This is a genomic window from Devosia yakushimensis, from assembly GCF_030159855.1.
GTDB classification, from domain to species: Bacteria; Pseudomonadota; Alphaproteobacteria; order Rhizobiales; family Devosiaceae; genus Devosia; species Devosia yakushimensis.
Genome location: NZ_BSNG01000003.1, coordinates 402,445 through 423,171, shown reverse-complemented (window position 1 = coordinate 423,171; position 20,727 = coordinate 402,445). Strand labels below are relative to the sequence as shown.

At 63.4% G+C, this 20,727-nt stretch carries 20 protein-coding genes and 2 pseudogenes; 4 read left to right on the top strand and 18 right to left on the bottom strand.

Going from position 1 to position 20,727, the window contains the following annotated elements; all coding sequences use genetic code 11:
* The 17 genes and pseudogenes from QQL79_RS20490 to QQL79_RS20405 all read right to left on the bottom strand — a co-directional run.
* Positions 1-1,049 (bottom strand): annotated as a pseudogene (locus tag QQL79_RS20490) (methylase); the annotation flags it as partial.
* A 173-nt stretch (positions 1,050-1,222) separates the two neighbouring features.
* On the bottom strand, positions 1,223-1,489 hold the full coding sequence (locus tag QQL79_RS20485; RefSeq protein WP_284393968.1) for a DUF6117 family protein: 267 nt from the start codon (positions 1,487-1,489) through the stop codon (positions 1,223-1,225).
* On the bottom strand, positions 1,486-1,911 hold the full coding sequence (locus QQL79_RS20480; protein WP_284393966.1) for a hypothetical protein: 426 nt from the start codon (positions 1,909-1,911) through the stop codon (positions 1,486-1,488). Before QQL79_RS20480 ends, QQL79_RS20485 begins: the two co-directional genes overlap by 4 nt.
* A gap of 125 nt (positions 1,912-2,036) precedes the next feature.
* Entirely contained in the window at positions 2,037-2,513 is a 477-nt protein-coding gene (locus QQL79_RS20475; protein WP_284393964.1) for a UCP036055 family protein, read from the bottom strand.
* 81 nt (positions 2,514-2,594) lie between these two features.
* The gene (locus QQL79_RS20470) at positions 2,595-4,724 is read right to left on the bottom strand and encodes a ParB/RepB/Spo0J family partition protein (RefSeq protein WP_284393962.1); all 2,130 of its coding nucleotides are present in this window, start codon (positions 4,722-4,724) and stop codon (positions 2,595-2,597) included.
* A 179-nt stretch (positions 4,725-4,903) separates the two neighbouring features.
* Positions 4,904-5,274 (bottom strand): annotated as a pseudogene (locus tag QQL79_RS20465) (DUF2958 domain-containing protein).
* On the bottom strand, positions 5,271-6,242 hold the full coding sequence (locus QQL79_RS20460; protein ID WP_284393960.1) for an ArdC family protein: 972 nt from the start codon (positions 6,240-6,242) through the stop codon (positions 5,271-5,273). The pseudogene QQL79_RS20465 and the gene QQL79_RS20460 overlap by 4 nt, the downstream one beginning before the upstream one ends.
* A gap of 362 nt (positions 6,243-6,604) precedes the next feature.
* Positions 6,605-7,183, bottom strand: a complete 579-nt coding sequence (locus QQL79_RS20455; protein WP_284393959.1) for a hypothetical protein — start codon at positions 7,181-7,183, stop codon at positions 6,605-6,607.
* A gap of 37 nt (positions 7,184-7,220) precedes the next feature.
* Positions 7,221-7,685, bottom strand: coding sequence for a hypothetical protein (locus QQL79_RS20450; RefSeq protein ID WP_284393957.1), 465 nt, complete (start codon positions 7,683-7,685; stop codon positions 7,221-7,223).
* Between the two features lie 278 nt (positions 7,686-7,963).
* The gene (locus tag QQL79_RS20440) at positions 7,964-9,508 is read right to left on the bottom strand and encodes a Fic family protein (RefSeq protein ID WP_284393955.1); all 1,545 of its coding nucleotides are present in this window, start codon (positions 9,506-9,508) and stop codon (positions 7,964-7,966) included.
* Between the two features lie 290 nt (positions 9,509-9,798).
* On the bottom strand, positions 9,799-10,275 hold the full coding sequence (locus tag QQL79_RS20435; protein ID WP_284393953.1) for a hypothetical protein: 477 nt from the start codon (positions 10,273-10,275) through the stop codon (positions 9,799-9,801).
* Positions 10,276-10,294: 19 nt separating this feature from the next.
* The gene (locus QQL79_RS20430) at positions 10,295-11,017 is read right to left on the bottom strand and encodes a DUF6602 domain-containing protein (RefSeq protein ID WP_284393952.1); all 723 of its coding nucleotides are present in this window, start codon (positions 11,015-11,017) and stop codon (positions 10,295-10,297) included.
* A 21-nt stretch (positions 11,018-11,038) separates the two neighbouring features.
* Positions 11,039-11,941 (bottom strand): CBASS oligonucleotide cyclase, encoded by a 903-nt coding sequence (locus tag QQL79_RS20425; RefSeq protein ID WP_284393951.1) that lies wholly within the window; start codon positions 11,939-11,941, stop codon positions 11,039-11,041.
* Positions 11,941-12,441: an HORMA domain containing protein gene (locus QQL79_RS20420; RefSeq protein WP_284393949.1), complete on the bottom strand. Its 501-nt coding sequence runs from the start codon at positions 12,439-12,441 to the stop codon at positions 11,941-11,943. Before QQL79_RS20420 ends, QQL79_RS20425 begins: the two co-directional genes overlap by 1 nt.
* Positions 12,438-12,914 (bottom strand): CBASS system Cap8 protein, encoded by a 477-nt coding sequence (locus QQL79_RS20415; RefSeq protein ID WP_284393948.1) that lies wholly within the window; start codon positions 12,912-12,914, stop codon positions 12,438-12,440. The genes QQL79_RS20420 and QQL79_RS20415 overlap by 4 nt, the downstream gene beginning before the upstream one ends.
* The gene (locus QQL79_RS20410; protein ID WP_370461273.1) at positions 12,911-13,813 is read right to left on the bottom strand and encodes an AAA family ATPase; all 903 of its coding nucleotides are present in this window, start codon (positions 13,811-13,813) and stop codon (positions 12,911-12,913) included. Before QQL79_RS20410 ends, QQL79_RS20415 begins: the two co-directional genes overlap by 4 nt.
* 22 nt (positions 13,814-13,835) lie before the next feature.
* Entirely contained in the window at positions 13,836-14,078 is a 243-nt protein-coding gene (locus QQL79_RS20405) for a DUF2188 domain-containing protein (protein ID WP_284393945.1), read from the bottom strand.
* A 131-nt stretch (positions 14,079-14,209) separates the two neighbouring features.
* Between QQL79_RS20405 and QQL79_RS20400 the strand changes: the two genes are divergently transcribed.
* Both QQL79_RS20400 and QQL79_RS20395 read left to right on the top strand, forming a co-directional pair.
* Positions 14,210-14,533 carry a helix-turn-helix domain-containing protein gene (locus tag QQL79_RS20400; RefSeq protein WP_284393943.1) on the top strand — a complete coding sequence of 108 codons (324 nt, stop codon included), beginning with the start codon at positions 14,210-14,212 and terminating at the stop codon, positions 14,531-14,533.
* Complete coding sequence (locus QQL79_RS20395) at positions 14,530-15,432, top strand: ImmA/IrrE family metallo-endopeptidase (protein ID WP_284393941.1); 903 nt, start codon at positions 14,530-14,532, stop codon at positions 15,430-15,432. Before QQL79_RS20400 ends, QQL79_RS20395 begins: the two co-directional genes overlap by 4 nt.
* 126 nt (positions 15,433-15,558) lie before the next feature.
* Here QQL79_RS20395 and QQL79_RS20390 read toward each other — a convergent pair whose 3' ends face one another.
* Positions 15,559-15,789, bottom strand: a complete 231-nt coding sequence (locus QQL79_RS20390; protein WP_284393940.1) for a hypothetical protein — start codon at positions 15,787-15,789, stop codon at positions 15,559-15,561.
* Positions 15,790-15,892: 103 nt separating this feature from the next.
* Here QQL79_RS20390 and QQL79_RS20385 point away from each other — a divergent pair, with 103 nt between their 5' ends.
* Entirely contained in the window at positions 15,893-17,791 is a 1,899-nt protein-coding gene (locus tag QQL79_RS20385; protein WP_284393939.1) for an ABC transporter substrate-binding protein, read from the top strand.
* Between the two features lie 254 nt (positions 17,792-18,045).
* On the top strand, positions 18,046-20,721 hold the full coding sequence (locus QQL79_RS20380; RefSeq protein ID WP_284393938.1) for a glycoside hydrolase family 2 TIM barrel-domain containing protein: 2,676 nt from the start codon (positions 18,046-18,048) through the stop codon (positions 20,719-20,721).
* Positions 20,722-20,727: the final 6 nt, after the last annotated feature.

Genomic DNA, 20,727 nt, shown 5'->3' with positions numbered 1-20,727 from the left:
GTCGCGGGCGAGGAGTCCGGCAGGGCGATCGGGATGCGCGGCGGCAGGTGAGCGCCGACCCAGGCCAGCAGCGTGGCGGCATCGGGCGCGACGCCGGGCGCGGTCGGGAAGACAGCAGGATCGTCGGCCGGCAACTTGTCGATGACGGTGAGCCGCGTATCGATGGTCGTGCCGTGTCTCGCATAGACGGTGCCGTCGATCGCGGCCGAGAACACGACGCGGCCCCGCTCCTGCAGGCGCGAAAATGCCGGCGCCCAGGCAGGATTGTCGGGCGCGAAGCTGGCGCCGGTGATGGTCACCAGCCGGCCGCCCGGCGCCAGCCGCGCCAGCGCCGAGGCGACATGGCGGACCACCGCGTCGGCGACGCGGCCTTCGACATTGGCCATCACCGAGAACGGCGGATTCATCAACACCACGCTCGGCACGGCGCCCGGGTCGAGATGGTCGTCGATCTGGGCGGCATCGAAGCGGGTGACGGACACGGAAGGAAAGAGGGAGGCGAGAAGGCCGGCGCGTATCTCGGCGAGTTCGTTGAGGAGCGGCGTGGCGCCGGCGATCTCGGCCAGGATGGCGAGGAGCCCGGTGCCGGCCGAGGGCTCGAGCACGCGGTCGGCCGGCGTGATGGCGGCGGCCGTCACCGCGACCAGCCCGAGCGGGATCGGCGTCGAGAACTGCTGGAAGACCTGTGACTCTTTGGAGCGGCGGGTGTGCGTGGGCAGCAGGCCCGCAATTCTTGACAGCGCGGAAAGCCGCAAAGCCGGAGACGCGGCTTTGCGGAACAGCGCCTTTCCGTACTTGCGCAGGAATAGCACGGTGGCCGCCTCACAGGCCTCGTAGGCCTGCTTCCAGTCCCAGGCGCCAGCGGCATCGGAGGCGCCGAAGGCCGCCTCCATGCTGGCGCGCAGGATCGGCGCATCGATGCGCTCACCGCGCTCGAGATGGGGAAGGAGAAGCGTCGCGGCCGCGAACACCGCGGCAGACGTGTCGGGCTTGGCGAGGGGGACGTTCGCAGCGGCAATCACTGCCGCCGATGCGGAGGTCGGGGTCATATCGGGATCCTCGGAGAGCAACCGGAAATCGAGCCGCGCGCGGCGCTCTCTCTGGACCGGAGCGGCTCGAACCCCTCGCGGCCTGCCTCTCCCTCTCGGTCGGCCTCGGGCCTGACATGAAACAAGCGCCCGGCCTTAAGGCGGGGCGCTTGAAGAGGATCAGGGCGCGATGGTCATTCCTCGTCGGCCGTGCCGGCAGCCGGCAGGAAGCCGTTCGGGTCGCCAGGATCGGGCGGGCGATAGGCGTCGAAGGGATTGCCTTCGGCCAAGTGCCCGAAGGGCGTGAATACATAGTCCGCGCCGTCGCGGCCGACGGCGCAGATGACATAGCGCGGCTGCGCCGTTTCGGCGTCGAGGCACTCCATCAGTGCGAGATCGCCAGTGCCGGCGGCGCGGAGCAGCGTCTGGAAATTGGCGCGGGCGAAGTCGGGAATGCTCATGATACGTCCCTCGCGCTGTTCGGTTCGTCCGGACCGCGTGCGCCGTCGAGAATGGCTTCGGCGCGCTGCACCGCCCAATTGACCTTGCCGGTCCATTCCGGGGCGGTCGTTCGACCCGCTTCGAAATCGGCGAGCAGGATCTTGAGCAGGCCGAGCAGGACTTCGAAATGCCGCGCCTTGCGCTGCAGCGTTTCCTCAAAGTGCGGCGCGATTTGTACTGTGCGACCGCGGTGGGCGGCATCCGCTCCGCGCCAGATGCCGGTGACGAAGGTCTCGCCCGCGGACTCGGCATCCTCTTTCTGTCCGGACCAGTCGTCGTCCGCGATGGCCAGCCGGCAGGCCGCTTCGGGCGTCTCGGCCGCATAGGTGCGCTGCCGGTAGACCGGCAGGCGATACGTCGTTTCAATGGTGAATTCGGACATGATCGGTCTCCGCAAGGCGAACTGCCCGGCCCTCGCTTCTTCGAGCCCGGCAGGTTCGCCTCGTTTGTGGTGGTGATTGCGCACGGCGATGCGTTACGCCGTGCAGACTGGTGCGCTCGACGCCATCAGGCCGCGGCGCGTCCCTCGACGGCGTCGGCGCTGATCTCGTCGGCGGTCACTTCGTCGATGCCGGCCTGGTGATGGCGGTTTCTCGCCAGCCACAACTCGGCCGCCACGCGGCTTTCGGCGAGGTGCAACAGTTCGACGCCGTCACCGACGGGCTGCAGGACGCGGACCTGGCCGATCCGGGGACGTTCGATGACGCGGAACTTCAGATCGCTGTCGATGCCGTAGTTGCGCATCACCGAAACGAGGATGATGCCATTCTGGCCGAAGCTCCCCTCATGCAGGGTGAAGCAAGGCGGGGACGTGTAGGTCGGGCGTTCGCGCGCCGGCTCCTTGCGGACCAGCCGGCCGGTGCCGTTGCGGCGTTCCCATGCCGCGAGCTTGCGGGTGAAGCGCGCCGGCGGTCGCGGCGTACCGTCCGAATAGGCGACGAGCGAGCCGAGCGGGGCGATGTCGAAGATCAAAGCGGCAGACATTGAAATCTCTCCTGAAACGAAAAGGCCCGGCTGGGCGCCGGGCCAGGGATGAAGGGCGGATGCCCCGTCTGTGGGGCGCCGTTACTCAGCGGCGATCGGCTGCACCGGCTCTTGGGCTTCGGCGGAAGGGCCGTCCTCGCTGGCGAGGAAGGCCGGCAGCGCCGCGCCAGCGCCGTCATCCTCGTCGGGTTCAACGGTGGCGGGTTCGTCACCGGTGAGGCGCAGCGGTTCGGGCAGCCAGCCGCTGTCGGAGAGCAGCCGCTCCGCCTCCTTGGCCATCTCTCCCTTCTTGAGGTGGTCGATGAGTTGCGCCGCGCGCTCGCCGGCGCCCTCGCGCACCGCTTCGAGGATGCGGGATTTGGTGACGCGGCCGAGATAGTTGGCGACGGTCGGCCGCCAGCCGACTTCGACCATGTCCAACCCTGTCACCCGAGCCAGCCGGTCCGCCTCGCGCAGGCGCTGCTCGAGACCCTGCTGGCTGACACCGGCGCCGTAGGGATTGATCCGCTCGAAGAGCGCATTGACCCCGAAACTGACGCAGTGCGCCAGCAGCGCCAGCCGGCTGGCGTCGTCGAGGGCATCGAGCCAGGTCCAGAGCGCCTCGTCATCGCCGGTTGGGATGTCGGCCGTCCACCCCTCCTGCCGCTCGGCGACGGCCTTGGCGGCGGGGCTGTCCTTGAGCTCGGCGTCCTGTGCGGTGAAATAGACATGGCGCACCGAGGCCTCGAGACAGCCGGTCGCGGAGCGGTGACCGAAGCAGTCGAGCACCAGCCGATGGAGCAGCGCGGTCATGGCGATATGCGGGTTGCCGGCGACGGCATTGCGCAGGGCCAGCGTGCGGTGCGCGGTGAGGTCGATGACCAGCCGCTCCGGCAGCGGCTTGATGGCGTCGCTCTCCTCCTCGTCGTCAGGTTCCGAGGCCTGCGCGCCGATGGTGATCGTGGTCCGGCGGACGGCGGGGTCGGCGCCATCGCCATCGGGTTCGTCCTGCGGCTGGTCAGCGTCGCCGTCGACCGTTGCGGGGGCCTCGTCCTCGGGACGGACATAGCCGCGATCAACGACCAGATCGCCGTCGCGATCGATGCTGACGAAGGCGCCGGCGCGGGCAATCTCGGCCGGTTCGTAGATCATCGGGCGGTTCTCGAACCGACCGAGCGCCTGCTCGATTTCGCCGAGCCGCTGATCGACCTCATCGGGCAGTTCGTCGGCTTCGCCATACTGCGCCTCGATCTGGTCATACTCGGAACAGAGCGCCGTTCTTTCGGCCTGCTCCTCGTCGCTGAGATCGGCGAAGGTGCCGGTCAGGGCGCGCATGCCGTGCTCATGGCCATAGGGCAGGTCGACGTCGATGACGATCCACTTCCAGCCCTCGGCGGCGATCGCGTCGGCACTGGCCCGCAGCTTGTCGCCGACGAGACGATCGAGCAGCGCCGGATCCTGCAGCCAGCCGCCATTGTCGGCCTCGAACAGATCGCGCAGCACGATCCCGCCTGCGGCGACATAGGCGTCGATCCCGACGAAGAGGGCGCGCCGGTCGGTGGCCCTGATCGTCGTCTCGGTCAGCATGCGCCGGATCTGATGCGGCTCCTTGGACCAGGAGCTCTGCAGTGTCTCCCAGACCTGTTCCTGGCGCGCATGATCGTCGGTCACGGTGAAGGCCATGAGTTGATCGAGCTTCATGCCGTCCTGCTCATAGATTGCGAGCAGGGTCGGCGAGATCTTGGCGAGACGCAGCCGCTGCTGCACGAAGGTGGCCGAGACGAAGAAGCGGGCCGCGATCTCCTCATGCGTGGCTCCCTGGTCGTGGAGCGTCTGGAAGGCCCGGAACATGTCGAGGGGATGCAGGTCCTCGCGCTGGAAATTCTCGGCGAGCGAATCTTCCTCGATCGGCACGACGCTGTTGGCGTCCGAGACGACGCAGGGGACCGTTTCCGTCTTCGTCATGCGCTTCTGCTTGACCAGCAGTTCGAGCGCGCGATAGCGGCGCCCGCCGGCGGGCACCTCGAACATGCCGGACTCGTTGCGCTCGCCATCGAGTACGGGCCGGACGTTGAGGCTCTGGAGGAGCCCGCGCCGCGCAATGGAGGCGGCGAGATCCTCGATCGACTGTCCGTTCTTGATGCGCCGGACATTGGCTTGGCTGAGCATCAGCTTGTTGAAGGGGATGTCGCGCGAGGCGTTGAGGGTGATCTTCTGCTTGGCGGTCGCCATGGTCTTTTCTCCGCGACGGGCGGCCGGGAACTCCTCTCGACCTCCAACCCGTCACGAAGAGCGGCGCCGCCCTCTCACTCTGAGGACGGCGCCGCGCACGCGGTTTGCGGAGAAGCGCAAAGCCTGAAGCACGGATTTGCGGGTTCCGGGTGGGGCCGCGAGCCATCTCGGCTTGTGCGTCAGGACGCGGCTGGCCGTGGGCGAGCCATGGCCGCTACGATGCGTTCGGCCCCGCGAATGCTGCCGGCTTGCCGCGCCGCCTCGGCCCAGACCGAGGTGGGCAAATCCGTCTCGAACAGGATGTCGCGCTCGATCCCATGCCGAACGGCAGTCGAACCGAGGTCAGGTCCTCGAGCGAGAAGCTGCCGAGTTCGGGATGGCCAAGGTCGGCGAGACCGAACAGGATATCACCATCGGCATCGAGCTCGGTGGCCAGCCAGACGCCCTCGCCAAGCGGATTGAAGAACTTCACCGCCGGCACGTGGTCGGTATCGCGATCACGGCCGTTGACGAGGAGACGGTCGCGCAGTTCGTCGGTCAAGAGGATCATGCCGCCCTCCTGTCGATCTCAGATTGACCATGGTCGCCGCCGGCGATTGCCTCGCCCCCATCGGGCAGGAAGCTGAGGAGCCAGTCCGCCGCCTTGCTGGCCTGCGAGGCGGCGCGGACGATGGCACGGTTGTCCTCGCGCAGCACGTCGAGCCAGGAGCCGAGATAGTCGGCATGGCGAACCGTTGGCACGATGCCGAGCGCGGCGCAGCAGAAGGCTGCGTTCATCTCCGCGACCAGTTCCTCGAAGGCGTATTTCTTGCTGCCGAACGAGCCACCGAGATCGCGGCCGAGCCGCGCGGCATGGCCGGTGGCGTGGCCGAGTTCGTGCAGCGCCGTGCGGTGCCAGTTGATCGGCTCGAAATAGGCGGCCGGCGGCGGCACCATGACATAGTCATGGGCTGGCACGTAGTAGGCGCGGTCGCCGCCGATGCGGAAGTCGATGCCGCTCGCCTTGATCAGCGCCTCGACGGTCGGTTCGATCGTGCCCGGTGGAGGCGGCGGCACCTCAACGGTGACGTCCTCCGGCAGGCCCTCGCATTGCGCCACATTGAACACGGTGAAGCGCTTGAGGAACGGAATGGCCTGCGCGTCTTCCCCGGTGTCGCGGGCGCGCTGCTTCTCGTCCTCGGGCACGAAGCGGTCGGCATAGACCACGGTCGTGCCGTGTTCGCCCTTGCGGACATTGCCGCCCTGGGACAGCGCCTGCCGGAAGGTGAGCCAGGCCTGGCCCGGAAAGCCGTGCTGGACCACGGCACCCCACAGGATCAGGATATTGATGCCGGAATAGGCGCGGCCGGTGCTTGCATTCTTTGGCAGGCCGAGCGGCGCCGCGGCGGCCGATGAGCCCCAGGGCTGCACCCAGGGGAAGCGGCCGGCTTCGAGTTCGGCGATGATCTTGCCGGTGATCTCGTCATAAAGGCCTGCCCGGTCGGCGCCGGCGCGGGCACGGCGGTGAGGTCTGGACATCGCGGTTCTCCGCGACGGGCGCCGGAAGCTCTCCTCCGGCTTTCAACCCGTCACGGCAAAGCCGGTCCGCACTCTCACTCTGAGGGGGGCGTTGCGGGGTCTCCCCGCAGAAGGGGTCGGCCGAGACCCTGGCTCGGCCGCGGGGGGAAGGCGTTTCCCCTTCACAAGCGACAATGCGGCTTTCAGGAACTACGCCTGTGCAGATATGCGCGTCCGACAGCGCCTGAGAGGATGCCGATAACGGACCGAGCCTCGAAATCCTGACCTTGCCGGGCTGGACTGCAGACCATGTGCAATGCCCATGAACGGCATGCGAGGTGGGGCGAGTATGGCCGGCCTGGCTCAAGGCCTGACCACAGCCGCTAGTCCAGCTCGATCCTTTTGCCGATCTTCGTCTGCAGGTGATCGAGATACTTGTTGATGCTGATCGTGACGAAGTGCTCGGTGTGGGCCACGGCCTCGAGGAAGTCGGGGATTTCACCTGTCGGGATTGCCGCGGTCGACAGGTGCCGAACCACCACGCGTGTTGGCTCGTCCTTCACCGCCAGCGTCAGACGTACGAGATCGGACTTGTCCGTATGAGCCGCAATCGTGTTGCGGAGCTGGTTCAGCCGGGAATGGACCTCCATGCCGTCCTTCGACCCCTTGTAGACCTGGCTGGCATCGAGCGTTGGAACATGCGGTCCCGATGAAGCGTAGCAGCGGCCATAGGCCATGATGCCAGCGACAAAGAACGCCTGTTGCTGGAGCGTGTTGTCCAGCTCGTTGGCAACGACCGGGTGGTTCAGCACCCATTGAAAGTTCGCTCTGGCATTGACGATGTGCAGAAGCATGTGCGTCCACTGGCTCAGTCGCTCGTAGCCGGGAGGATCAAGGATGAACCCGTCGTCCACGATCGACGCCATGTGCATCTGGTAGTCTTCTTCGCTGATCGTGGTCATTTCGGGGGCCGATTCTGTCGTTGCTGGCGAGGACGGATCATGGGACTCTCGAAATCTCCGCTGCCTCCCTTGATCCATGCAAGCAGACGACTGGCGGTCTGGTCCATGCCCGTCTCTGGCAGAGCACATTCTTCAGCACGACTCGCTGGGCGCGTTCCGTCTCGGGCGGCCAGAGCATGCGCGTGTCTCCGCCCACCGTCGTGAACTCGGAACGCGAGCGCTCGATCCGCTCCCGTAACGCCGGGCTGTCCGCGAGCGCACGTGCAGCGCTCGCGTTCAATTGCTTTTCAGGGGCGGTCGACCCGGCCTGCTCATCCAGCGCAAAGCTCGTGTTGCACTCTCGGCAGATGGTCACGATCGGCAGGTGGTGCGGGCGAGGTTTGGTGAGCAGGCTTTTCGAAGGGACGTGGTCCTCGTTTGTCTCGAGGCCGACGACTGGCCGCGTGCAGTGGATGCACCACGCGTTCTGACGCTCATCGACGAAATCTTCGATCTTTCGCATGTCGAACCCCGCTTTGTCGGCGTGGCCGGGAGATCACCTAGGCGGCTTCGCGCACCTCGGTCTCCGGCTCGTCATGACGCCCACGAGCGGCTTCGCGCAGGAACCGGTCAAGTGCCGACCTTCGGAAATCGCGGTCGAGAGCATAGGCAGTCTGCTTGAATTCGATCCCGTCGAGAAGCTCTTGGACATAGCCCGAGATGTGTCCGCGGGATGATGAGCGCGCTATCGAGCGTGGGAATGTACTTGCTGGTAGCCAAGCCGTTCGAATGAGGTGACGCTCATGCGTTTGCCTTCTGATCCATCGACCAACGCGCGCGCTCGTTGAGATACGCGGCGAAGGGCCTGACATCTTCGCCAACGCTCGCGGCTTCAAGGGCCGCCATATAGGCGGCGCGGTCTTCTACCCGGACAACGGTCCAGGCATAGCCGCCCGAAGCGAGCATCGCATTCATTAGAAAGCGCGCCATCCGTCCGTTGCCGTCAAGGTAGGGGTGGATGTAGCCGAACAGCCAGTGGCCCAGCACCGCGCGCACGCCCGGCTCAGGCTCCTGATCCAGGAGTCCGAACAGCGTCTCCATCGCATCAGGGACCGCCTCCCAGCGCGGCGGCACGTGGCGCGAGCCGCGGATATAGACGGGGAGATTGCGGTACCCGGCGAGCGTCCCTGGGCGCAGGAGGCCCGCAGCCACCGAGGGCTGGAACAGTTCACGGTACCAGGTGCTGTGCTGATCACGGGCCAGCGCTCCTGCGGGCGCGCCGGCGATGATGGCGGCGATGCTGCCCTTGACGCTCTGAAAGGCTTGCCAGTAACCGCGTGCCGCGAGCGCGTCGCGGCTCTTGCGGTCATCGTCATTACCCTGGGGATTCCACGCCCCGTGGCGGACGCGGTCGATCAGCGCGGGCGTCACGCTGTAGCCTTCGATCGAGAGCGAGTGGTAGGCGTCGTTCTGGTAGATGTCGTCGACGAACTTGAGATAGCCGTCGCGATCGTTGGGCAGGCCCGGCGGGGGGAGGAAGATCTCGGCGACGGCGGCGCGCTGGGTTTCCCAGATTGCCTGCAGGCGCCCCACGATGGGCGGAATGCCCGGAATAATCGTGGGAACGCGCTGCTGCAGGGCGAACGGATCGTTCTCGCGAACATCGTAGCCGGCGGCTTTCATTGTAGCGACGATTTCGTCGGCGACGCTTTTCCTTCCGGTGCGCCTGAAGGCGCCGGCGAGGCGCCCGGCCACGGCGGTATGACCGCCATCAAGCAGGCGGCTGAGAATGGCAGAGGCATTCCTGATCGCCGCGAGCGCGACCTGCGCTTCGATGGGCGCGCGCTGGAAGAAGACTTCCGGCACTTTGATAAGGGCGGCGTCCGGCGTGTAGAGGCGCAGGCCCTGGCGTTCGACGAGGTCGGCTGCGGGCGGCATGTCCTTCTGCCGGAGATCGTAGAGCGACGTCCCGAACGGCAGTTGCACCGTGTTGTTGGTCCCCTTTGGACTATAGATGACAACCTGCGCGGGGATGGCCGTGGCTTCGGCATGCAGCAGCAGGGACTGCTCGGGCGACAGGTGCCAGTCTACGCCGAACCGCTCGCCGCAATAAGCGGCGCAGAATTCCCAGAAGGATGCGTACCAGGGGGTGGTGTCGCCGCTCTCCGCCTGCGGGCCCGTTGACATGAGCCAGCCCTTGATGATCTCCCGCAGGAATCCGTTCTGGATCAGACGCTCGCGGTCTAGGCGCTTCAGTTCCCCGGACGCGAATACACGCCGCCCGCCTTCCTGGAGGGCCCTCAGGGCGTCGAGGGAGTCGGCAAGCTTCTCGTGCGGTGTAGCCATGGTCGTGCACTTGCAAGTTTTTCATGTCGTGCACTTGCACGTATATTATGACGTACACCTGCAAGTCAATCATGCCGTGCATTTACAAGTTTTTTATGTCGCACACCTGCAAGTGTATTCTGTCAACTCACTGACTGCACAGCACCATTCTGCCTCGGTAACCTCACATGACGATATGACTCCATAGCGGCTACCAGTCTCCTCCTCACCCCTTCATTCTCATCATCGTCGGCAAACTCTTCCGTACCCATCGTGGAGGACACCATGATGATGATCGGCGGCGACCGGGCTCAGTCCGGGCCCTGAAATCCGCGCCTGCTGACCGCCGAGAGCACCTTGCGATTGATATTCTCGCGCGTAGCGCTCTGCGCGGGGGACAGCACACGCCTGGCCAGCGTGTCCTGCAGGAAATTGTACTCCCAAGGCGTGAGGAGACCCCGCTCATTGAAGAAGACAACGGCGTCGGCGTTGAGGCTCTTTGTGATGTCCTTGCGGATGCGCTTGATGGCCGCGAAGATCAAATCCGAGCGCAGGCCGAGGAAGCGCTTGACGCACCGGTTGCCAATCTCAGCGCGATGTCTCGTGACGCGGTTGGCGATGGTGCAGATCTCGATGATCGGGAAATGACCGCACAGGCAGATATCAGGTTCGTCGGCCTCGGAGATGTCGACGAGACTCCACTCCTTGCGCGCTACTTCCCAGTCGCTCGCCTGACTCAGGGCCAGGATCGCGTTGCGTAGCTGCTTAAAGTTGTGGCCCTCACCCATCGGAATCCCGGCCGCGCTATTACACCAGCCACTTCGCATAGGCCTCAATGTCAATCATCGGCACGGTACCGCTGAACTGCAGTCGCGAGATCAGCTTGAACAGGAAGGCGGTCGCCGCCTTGTTCTCACTCTCAAAGCTGTAGGACCCCGACTCGGGGTCGCGGAAAAAGTGGCCGTGCGAAGCGACGCAGCCGATGTCGAGCTGGCGCTCGCCAGTGCCGGCATTGAGGGCACTCGCAAACGGAGCGCCGAGAGCGGGATTCCAATCGCTCTCAAACGTCAGCATTCCGCCGAGAATGGGGATCAGCGGCTTGGGCGGGTAGACGCCGCCGGCGTGAGGAATCGGAAGGCTGGTTCGATGGAGCCGCCTTACGCTCGCGACCTTGTCCTGCGCGTAGCTGACCAGACCCGCATCGGCGGTCTGCTTGGCTTCAAACACGGCATAGACGCTCTCCGCCGGTATGATCGTCTGACCTTCGTAGGTGAAAATGAAGGGGGAATACTGTCGGTCGAAAACTACGACGTCGATCTGCTGGCTGAAGTTGCCGAGGCTGTCGACGACATGGGCCTTGGCCGTCTGGTAGCGCTTCGGCAGGTAGAGGTCGAGCATGGCGATCCAGACATTCTCGCTGGCGTCGCCCTTCGAGCCCGGATGGTGGATCGTCTTCCTGACCGTGGCGAGGCGCTGCTGGATATCCTCATGCAAGGAGGCAAGCAGCTGTGACAACGACCAATTCGACATGACTCACCTTGCTGTTGGAATTTACGAGAGCGGGAACTTGGGGCCGAACAAGGCGCGCCAGGCTTTCAGCGCATCGCCGTTGCGGCCCTTGCGTGTGTGGTCGATGGCGATCGACGCCTCGCGAGCTGCGGCCGTCAGCAGGTCCCGTGCCCGCAGCTTGCGTGCATTATCCATGCCGTTGCTGATGGGAGGGCCAAGACCGGCAGGGTCGGGCCAGGTATCAAAGATGCGATCGGCCAGGGTTGCGTACAGCGCCTGCAGCTCACGATCGAACTGGCCCTGCCATCCGCCATAGAGGCATTCGAGCGCCATCACCTCGATGAGGAAGGAGGGCTTCACCGGCTTGTCGACGCCATGCTTGGGGTTGTTGTTCCAGTACTTGACCATGCGCACGAGGCCCTTCCACTCATTCGAAAAGGCTTGGTGGGCGGCAACGGCCTTATCCGCGTGAATTTTCGGGTTGGTCTTGATCCACGTGCTGCTGTCGGTATCGGGGATCTCGTAGTCGTCGCCGGCGGTGAAGGCCGGTACGACGTCGACGCTGACGATGCGGTAGTCGGTGTTGTCTTCGGCGTCGATGACGACGCCGAAATCGATGTTCACGGAGCGGCTCTGCTTTCGCACGGCGTCCTTGCCGTACTTGTCGACGAGCGCGTCGTAGAAATCCTTGATAACGACCGAGGGCGCCTTGCCGCGATAGTGCCGCTCGGAATCCCGCAGCACGAAAAAGATGTCGATGTCCTTGAGCGGCTTGGTTTTGGTGTGACGCTTGTAGGAACCGGTGAGGAAGCTGTTGTCGATCGAGAACTTGGTATCGAGATAATCGCGTACCTCTTGCTGCCGCGCCGAAGCGTTGGCCTGCTCCTTGTCATTGAGCTCCAGGCGGCTCTTGAACTTGCGGAACGCCTCATCGATCGTCAGCATCAGTTCTTCCTCCAGTAGGCGGCGCTGCCGCCGAGGCCGTAGTGCTCGATCGTCGAGCCCAGGCTGTGCCGGACGAAACCCTCGGTGGAGCGGTACGTGCCCGTGCCCCAGCCCGCCACATCCGGGCGTCCCGGCTTGGTCTCGATGAGGATGTCGTAGGAGGCGTCGCTCGGCGCCATGCCCGCCTTGCGGATGTGGTACTTCAGCTGCTCGGTGTCGGTCCAGAAACTGCCGTCGCCTGACGACCAGTTGTAGACCACGTCGATGTCCCAGCGGACGATCAGCGCGCCCGTCCTCGGGTTGAATACCTCCAGCACGACCCGCTCGAGATCGCCGGTGCCCAGCCAGGTCTTGAGGGCGCGCGTGTTCGTTTCCCAGTCCGCGACAAGCCTGCCGGGGTCAAGCCCGCTCAACCGGATGACATCCTTGAAGCTCTTCAGGATGTTGTCGGCGAGGTAGGTGACCGAGTGGGTGTAGATGTTGACGGCGACGCTGGTCATGAGCCTAGGAACCCCTTTGGATCGAGGGTGAGGGCCTGCGCGCTCGCGGACGCGCTGCTGTCCTCGCTGGCGACAGCCTCATCGAGGTCGCGGGCGGTGATGCGCGTGCTGTTCTTCTTCAGCGCGGCCTGGACCCAGGCTAGGTCGTCGGCCAGGCACGGGAGCGAGATGCGCCAGTCGCCCTTCAGGGGATCGTATCCAAGCGGGTCCTCGTTCGCGTCGGCGCCGTCGATGGCGTCCTCGTCGTAAAGACAGCGGATGCGGGTCCGCGGCCCGTCGCAGGTCACGACGATCGCGGCATTCTGGGGTGCCTGGTCGGCGATCACGCTGGCCGCGACCCCGCCGACGGCGAGAAGCTCGGAACGCGCAGCGCCCGTCTGCCCCTTAGTCAGGAGATCGACGATCGCCGTCCACGTTGCGAGGGCGTCGCGGGCGGGCGTGCTGGTGAAGGTGCGGCTGGCGACTGTGGTCATGCGGCACCCCCGGTAATGCGGCTGGCTTTCGCATTCTTGGCCGCCGCCAGCAGGTCGGCGATCGTGACCTTTTCGGGGTGCATCGCTGTCGCGGGCGTGGCCGCGAGGGCATTGGCGACCATCTTGCGGATAGCGCGGCCATCAAGCCCGACGCAGGCGGCGGCGCACTGATCGAACTGCGGCGCGTTGGCGAGCTTGCTGATCGCGGGATAGGTGCGGCCAAGGCCGCCCAGGCAGTCCTTAAGGATCAGGGCGCAGGCCTCGCGGTCGGGCAGCGGGATCGGCAGCACGAGGTCGCAGCGGGACGTGAAGGCGCTGTCGACCGCCTCGGGGAAATTACTCGTCGCCACGAAGAGAAGATGAGGATGCTTTTCCGCGAGGACATCGAGCTGGACGAGGACCGCGTCGGTCGCGCGGTGGATGTCGATCGGGTTGGCCTCGAGGCTCATTTTGGACCGGTCTGCAGCGAGGGTCTCCACCTCGTCGAGCAGTACGACGGTAGGCCCGGCCGCGGCGGCCTCGGTGATGGCCTGTGAGAACAGGTCCGACACCGCGCGCTGTGTCTTGCCCATGGCCGAGCTGGTCAGCGTGTGGGGCTCCACTTCGAGCAGGCGGAACTTGCCGCCGGGGAACGACTCGGCGGTGCGGTGCGCGAGGCCGCGGGCGAGCGATGTCTTGCCGGTACCCGGCGGCCCGACGAGCAGGATGATGCCGTGCAGCGGCAAGACGCTGCGGTCGACCTTGCCGCGCAAGGTGAGGTTGAGGACCGCCTGCGACACGAGACGGCGCTTGACGTCCTCGGGGAGGATGATCGAGTGCCATAGCGCGCCAAGGGTCGCGTCCGGGAGCGCTCGGCTCCGCTGGATACCCTTGGGCAGGTCGTCAAATTCCGTCGCCATATGCTTCATCGCAGGATCGCTTTCAGCCTTTCGGCGGGTTCGGGTCGCGGCCGTGGCTGTCGCTCTGCGCGATCCGGCCGTCCTGGTTGTGGATGCGCAGTTCGGTCTGCTGGCTGCGGCTGACCTGCCGACCGAAGTCGACCGCTTGCTGCTTGGTGTCGAAGTGTCCCGAGGCGCGATCGGCGCCCCCGCGCTTCACGTCCCAGCCGTTGCCGCCCTTGTGGGGCACTACATGATGGGTGTCGGGTCCGCGTTTTCCTACCATATTTTGGTCTCCTTCTGGATTAAGGTGATCTGAAGTATCACTACTCTGAACACGCTACGGGGACTCGGCATTCGTTGTCAAGGCACCTCGTATGGTGCTACTCTGAACTTGGAACAAAAGGAGGCCACCTAGTGCCCACGACTACGCCCCTCGGCGAGAAGATTCGCACGCTGCGCAAGAAGAAGGGCTACACCCTCGAGAAGCTGGCCGAGCTTGCCGAGTCCAGCAAGAGTTACATATGGCAATTGGAGAACGACAACCCGCCGCGTCCGTCGGCGGACAAGATCGCGAAAATCGCGGTTGTGCTCGGCGTGACGCCCGACTACCTGATCACTGAATCGGTGCCAGTCGCGGACGCGACGGATACGGCGTTCTTCCGCAAGTACCAGACCATGGACCCAGCGACGAAAGAGAAAATCCGGCGGATGATGGACCTGATCGGCGACGACGAATGACAGTCGTCTTCGGGCCCGAGCGCTGGGCGAACGAGATCACGGTGCTGCTCAACGCCGCGTTCGGCGCGGACCGTTTTCCGATCGACATCCCGATGATCGCCAAAGAATACTCGCGCCAGCGCTTTCCGGACGACCCGATCGTCAATGTGTTGGGGGATAACCTTCCGACCTTCGACGGAGCGCTCTATCCGGCGCGGGCAGGCCGCAAGGGCTGGGGCATCATCTATAACAACGCAATCACGTCGAAGGGCCGGATCAACTTCACACTCGCACACGAATTTGGCCACTACCTTTTGCACCGCGTGGCCTATCCACAGGGTTTCGAGTGCGGGCAGCAGAAAATCGTGCGGTGGGATTCCACCTACGGGCAGGTTGAGCATCAGGCGAACGTTTTCGCCGCGAATTTTCTCATGCCGCTCGACGACTTTCGCCGGCAGATACCGCCGCGCACCGCCGCCGATCTGGCGATGTTGCAAGCCTGCGCCGAGCGTTACAAGGTCTCGCTGATCGCGGCGACGCTGCGCTGGCTGAGCTACACCGAAAAGCGCGCTGTTCTGGTCGTATCGCGCGATGGGTTCATCCTGTGGTCCCGGTCGAGCGAGCCCGCACTTCACAGCGGCGCCTACTTCAAGACATCGGTCGGGCCGATCGAAATCCCGGCGACGGCGCTGCCTCTCCATCCCGAACTGCTGGTTGATGGGCGCGGAACGATCGAGCATCCCCTCGGCGTCTGGCTGAGAGAGCCGGTGCGAGAGACCACGATCGTTGCCGAGCAATATGACTTCTCGTTGTCGTTGCTGCAGCTCGACGACAACCGCCTCGTTTTCCATGAGGACGCGGAGTCCGAGTCCGATACGTACGACCGGTTCGTTCCGCCGGAACGGCGCCGCGAGTGGTGATCTGTAGAGTCGATCTGTCCGGGCGGGCCCAGCGACATAGGCCCTACGCCGAAGCGACAATATATGGGGTTGCTTGAATCCGGTTCACTGACCCGGCCGCACGCAATTATTGTGAAATCTCCGCGTCTAGTGCGGATTTGGGGAAACGCTTTGCCGTTCAGGCGTGTCTTTTGAGGCGTTCATCAAGCAGCCGCCGAGCGACCCCTGGGCCTGCGGCGGCGAGATGAACGAGAGCTTCAAACTGTTGTAGTCTGCCCACGGTCTCCCTGCCATGGTGAACGTGATTGGCATTTCAACGTCACATTCGCGCAGCAGCTCGTCTCGCCCCTGAAAACCATCATGCTCGTGCCAAGGCATTGACAATCTCGCGCTGATCGTTTTCTTTCAATATGAAAGTAAGCGGCACGATCGCGCTTTCGGAGTGAATAGCTTGCGAGAACGCACGCTGAGGGAGGAGAAAATGAAGCTATCGGCCTTGATAGGTCTGAGTGGTGCATTGGCATTGCTGCCGGCAATAGGCAGCGCTGGTGCCCAAGAATATAAGGAAGCGCCGGCCTTGGCCGCACTAGTTGCGGATGGGACGTTGCCACCCGTGGTGGAACGGCTGCCCGCCTCGCCGGAGGTTGTTACTCCGCTCCAAGAGGTAGGTCAGTACGGCGGCACGCTGCGCTTCGGGCTTCGGGGAAGTTCGGATCACAATCACATCCTGCGCCTCGTGAGCGCCCAGGGCCTGGTCCGCTGGAATCCGCAGTTTACCGAGGTGGTTCCCAATCTGGCAGAGCGATGGGAAGTCGATCCGGAGGGAAAGGTATTCACCTTCTACCTCCGCGAAGGCCTCAAATGGTCGGATGGACAACCGTTCACGGCTGACGACGTCCTTTTCAACGTCAACGATCTCATCAAGAACACCGAATTCGCCCCGACAAATTCTCGCTGGATCGTGAATGGTGACCCGGTGCAGGTGGATAAAGTCGATGATCGCACCGTCCGGTTCACCTTCGCCGGTCCTTACGGAGATTTCCTGAACGAGTTGGCGACGCCGCAGGGGCAGTATCCCGTCTTCAACGCCAAACATTACTGCTCGCAGTTCCTGCCGTCCTACAATGACGATATCGATGCCCTGGTGGCTGATAGTGGCGCCGGCGATTGGCAGACTCTCTATCTTCAGAAATGCGGCGACATCGAAGTGCCGACGCGCTGGAGCAATCCCGACCGTCCAACAATGGACCCTTGGGTGATATCCTCGCCCTACACTGGCGGTGCAACGCAGGTTGTGCTGGAGCGTAACCCCTACTTCTGGCAGGTCGACACCGAGGGCAATCAATTGCCCTACATTGATCGCCTGTCCGCCGAGGTGTCGCAGGACGTCGAAAGCCTCCTGCTCTCGGTAATCGGGGGCAATATCGACTTCGCGCTTCGGCATATCGACCCCCCGGCTAATCGCCCTGTCCTGTTCGAAAACCAGGAAAAGGGCGGCTACCGCATGTTCGCGGCGGACCCCGGCGGCGGCTCCCAGATGTCAATTAACCTGAACCTGACCCATCCCGATCCGGAACTGCGTGAATTGTTCAACACCAAGGACTTCAGGGTCGCTCTCTCCTTGGGAATGGATCGCCGAGAGGTTATCGACACGGCGCTGCTCGGGGTCGGCGAGCCATGGCAAGTCGGCGATTTCGAAGGCTACCCATACTATCATGAGCAGCTATCGACACAGTTCCTGGAATATGATCCCGACCAGGCAAATACGCTGCTGGATGGCATTGGGCTGACCCGCGGAGCTGACGGAACGCGCGTGCTGCCGAGCGGCAAGCCGGTACGCTTCATCATCGACGTCGTTCCGACATATATGCCTGACCACGTCGATCAATTGGAGATCATCGAGCAACAGTGGGCCAGGATCGGCGTTGACGTTGACATCAACCCAATCGAGCGCACCTTCTTTTCCGAGCGCGTCGCAGCCAATCAGCACGATGCCGCAGTCTGGGACGAGTTGGGCAACAAGCTCGTTGGCTTCCCTGACGTGGTCCCGCTTCAGAACAACGTCATCTGGGCCGTGACTTGGGGGCAGTGGTATCAGACCGGCGGAGCTCAAGGAGAGGAACCACCTGAGAGTATCAAGGAACGCTTCCGGCTCTGGGAGGCAGCGCGCAGCACCGTCGACATGGATGAAAAGGTCGAACTGCGCGGTCAGATCAACCAGCTTGCTGCCGATGCCTACGAGAAGATCGGAGTGACTAAGGCCGCCGTGACATATGGGATCGCGAAGACGAACTTGATGAACGTGCCTGAGACCATGCCCAGTGGGTTCTATTACCCCACGCCTGGACCGACCTTGCTGCAGACCTGGTTCTACAAGTAACGCCGAAAACGGGCTGATTCGCCCGGTTTGGCGCGTATCGCACGGGGCTCCTCCCGCCCCGTGCGACTTGCTCTACCCGTTGCCGAGTGATCTCCGCACCAGCCAGTTCTGCCGATTACGCTGATAGCGTAGCCGGCCTCCAACAATGCGACCTGGCCGTCCCGACCGGCAAGACTAATCAACCTCGTGGCCGAGATTGAAGGTGCCGTGCCGGTCCTTGGCTCGACTACAATTTCGATCGACCGGAGATCTAGGTGACGACAGGCCTGCCTTTAGCTGACATCGAAGACAATTCAGGAACGACCACGGCCACTTGGTGCGATCCGTCTGACACGATTCGGCCGATCCAACCGCTGACCGGCGGTTGGCGTTTCCGCCAAGACGATGAGCTGATCGGTGCGGAAGATCCCGATTTCAACGACAAGGGCTGGCAGATGGTCAGTGTTCCACACAGCTGGAACAGGGTCGGTTACTATGTGTCGGAGCAGCAGATCGAACATGCGCCGCCCAGCCACATTAATCTGCATCAAGGCGTCGGATGGTATCGCCTGAGCTTTGTTCCGGATGCGGCTTTTGGCAACAAGAAGGCCTGGCTGCAATTCGATGCCGCCAGCCGATCGGCGACGGTGTGGTTGAATGGGGTGCTCCTCGGCCATCATGCTGGCGGCTTTTCTCGCTTCCGTTTCGACGCGTCCGCCGTTTTGCGTATCAAGGAGCCCAATATCCTGGTCGTGAAGGTCGATAATTCCGCTCCACGGGCCGGTCACCCCAATGGCGACATCCTGCCTTTGGCGGGAGATTTCTTTGTCCATGGTGGGCTCTATCGTCCCGTCTGTCTTGTAGGAACCTCTTCGGTACATCTCGAAATGCTCGATTTTGGCAGCTCGGGTATCTATGCTGAGACCCGATCGGTTCATCATGGCGCGGCCACGATTGCCGTTCGGTCATTGCTCCGCAATTCCACCTCCAATTCTGTTTCCGTTGTCGTGACTACACAGCTTGTCGATGCTGAGGGAAACATCGCGGCGAAGCAGTCAAGGCTGGCATCGATGCATGCCGGCGATGGATGCGCCCTCGAGCACGAACTAACCATAGCGCAGGCCCGGTTGTGGCAGGGCATCAGCGATCCCTATCTCTACCGTCTCATTGTCGAATGCTGCACTGAAGAGGGCGAAGTGCTGGATTTGGTCGCCCAGCAGTTCGGTGTGCGACAAGTCGGATTTGATCCCGAACGCGGGTTCATTCTGAACGGATCGCCCCATAGGCTCAAAGGCATCAGTCTGCATCAGGACCGGGCGGGCAAGGGGTGGGCGGTGAATGCGGCCGATATCGCGGCCGACATCGACATGATCCTCGAAGCGGGTGCGAACAGCATTCGACTGGGTCACTACCAGCACGGCTCCACGATACACCAGCTTGCCGACCGCCATGGGCTGATTCTCTGGGCCGAAATTCCGCTGGTAACGATCTGGATGCTGGGGGAGACTCAGCAGGAAGCCAGTTCCGAGCTGATGAACAACGCCAGGCAGCAGCTGCGCGAGTTGATCCGGCAGAATTACAACCACGCCTCAATTGTCACTTGGGGAATTGCAAATGAGGTGGATTTCGGCTCGGTCCTGCCTGGCATGTTCAAGGGCAATCGAGGAGCGTCTGACCCTACGGCCATGCTTGAAGAATTGAGCGCCTTGGCCCAGGCGGAAGATCCGACCAGGCCGACAACCCAAGCCAACGCGTGCGAGGGCAGATTTCCAAACGACGACGGCATTCCGATCGTCGCGCCAACCACAGATCTGGTCGGCCTGAACAGGTATTTCGGTTGGTACTATGGCGCGATCTCGGATCTGGGCCCGCATCTCGACGCCATCCGGCAGCGACGACCGTGGCAACCGCTGGCGGTGAGTGAGTATGGCGGCGGCGGCGCCGTAACGATTCATTCCGACAACCCACTTGGCGGACCTCCGGACTCGCGAGGGCGGCTGCAACCTGAAGAATATATGACCTACGTCCATGAAGCGACGTGGGCCGTCCTGGCGAGCAAGGCTTACCTGTGGGGAAGCTGGGTCTGGTCCGGCTTCGATTTCGCCACCACGGTAAGGCGGGAGGGTGACGCCGATGATCTGAACACAAAGGGTCTCGTTACCTACGACCGCAAGATCCGAAAGGATGCGTTTTTCTTCTACAAGGCGAACTGGAGCTCAGCCCCGACCGTCCATATCACGGGGCGCCGCTATGTCGATCGAGCGTATCGGGTCAATGACCTCCGGGTTTACAGCAACGCCGATCGGACTAGCTTGACTGTGAACGGTCGACCGCTTGGGATGCGAGCGGTAGGCGCGCTAAAGACATGTGTGTGGGAAGCCGTCGAGCTTGATATCGGCGATAACGTCATTGTGGCCACTGGTCACTTTCCGGACGGACCTCGAGAAGATCGCATTGTTCTAGAAGTTTCGGGGAGAACTGCGACCGAAGTGCGCATCGATTGTGGAGCGTTGGTTGCAGCCGCTGCGCAGTCCGGGCGCTTTGGCTCCGATAGCTTCTTTGACGGCGGCCGCGCCGGCACCACCACGAAGCCGGCCGACTACGGCCGAGCCAGGGTGACGGCTCCCATTGCCAACACAGCCGATCCCGAGGTCGCCGCCACATTCCGCGAGGGACATTTCCGCTATTCCATTCCGGTGAGCGAGGGGCGTCACGAGATTACCCTGACATTTCTCGAACCCCTCGCGGGCCGAGGTGAGCGTCGTTTCGATGTGCTCGTTAACGGCAAGTTGGCCTTGGAAAGCATCGATATTGCGGCTGAGGCCAACGGCAAGATGGTCGTCGTCAAGCGGACTGTGTCAGCAACTGCGAGAAACGGAAAACTCGATCTGCATTTTCGTCCGCTGCAGGGCGATGCGATCGTCAATGCGATCGAAGTGGTTAGATGCTGATTAATA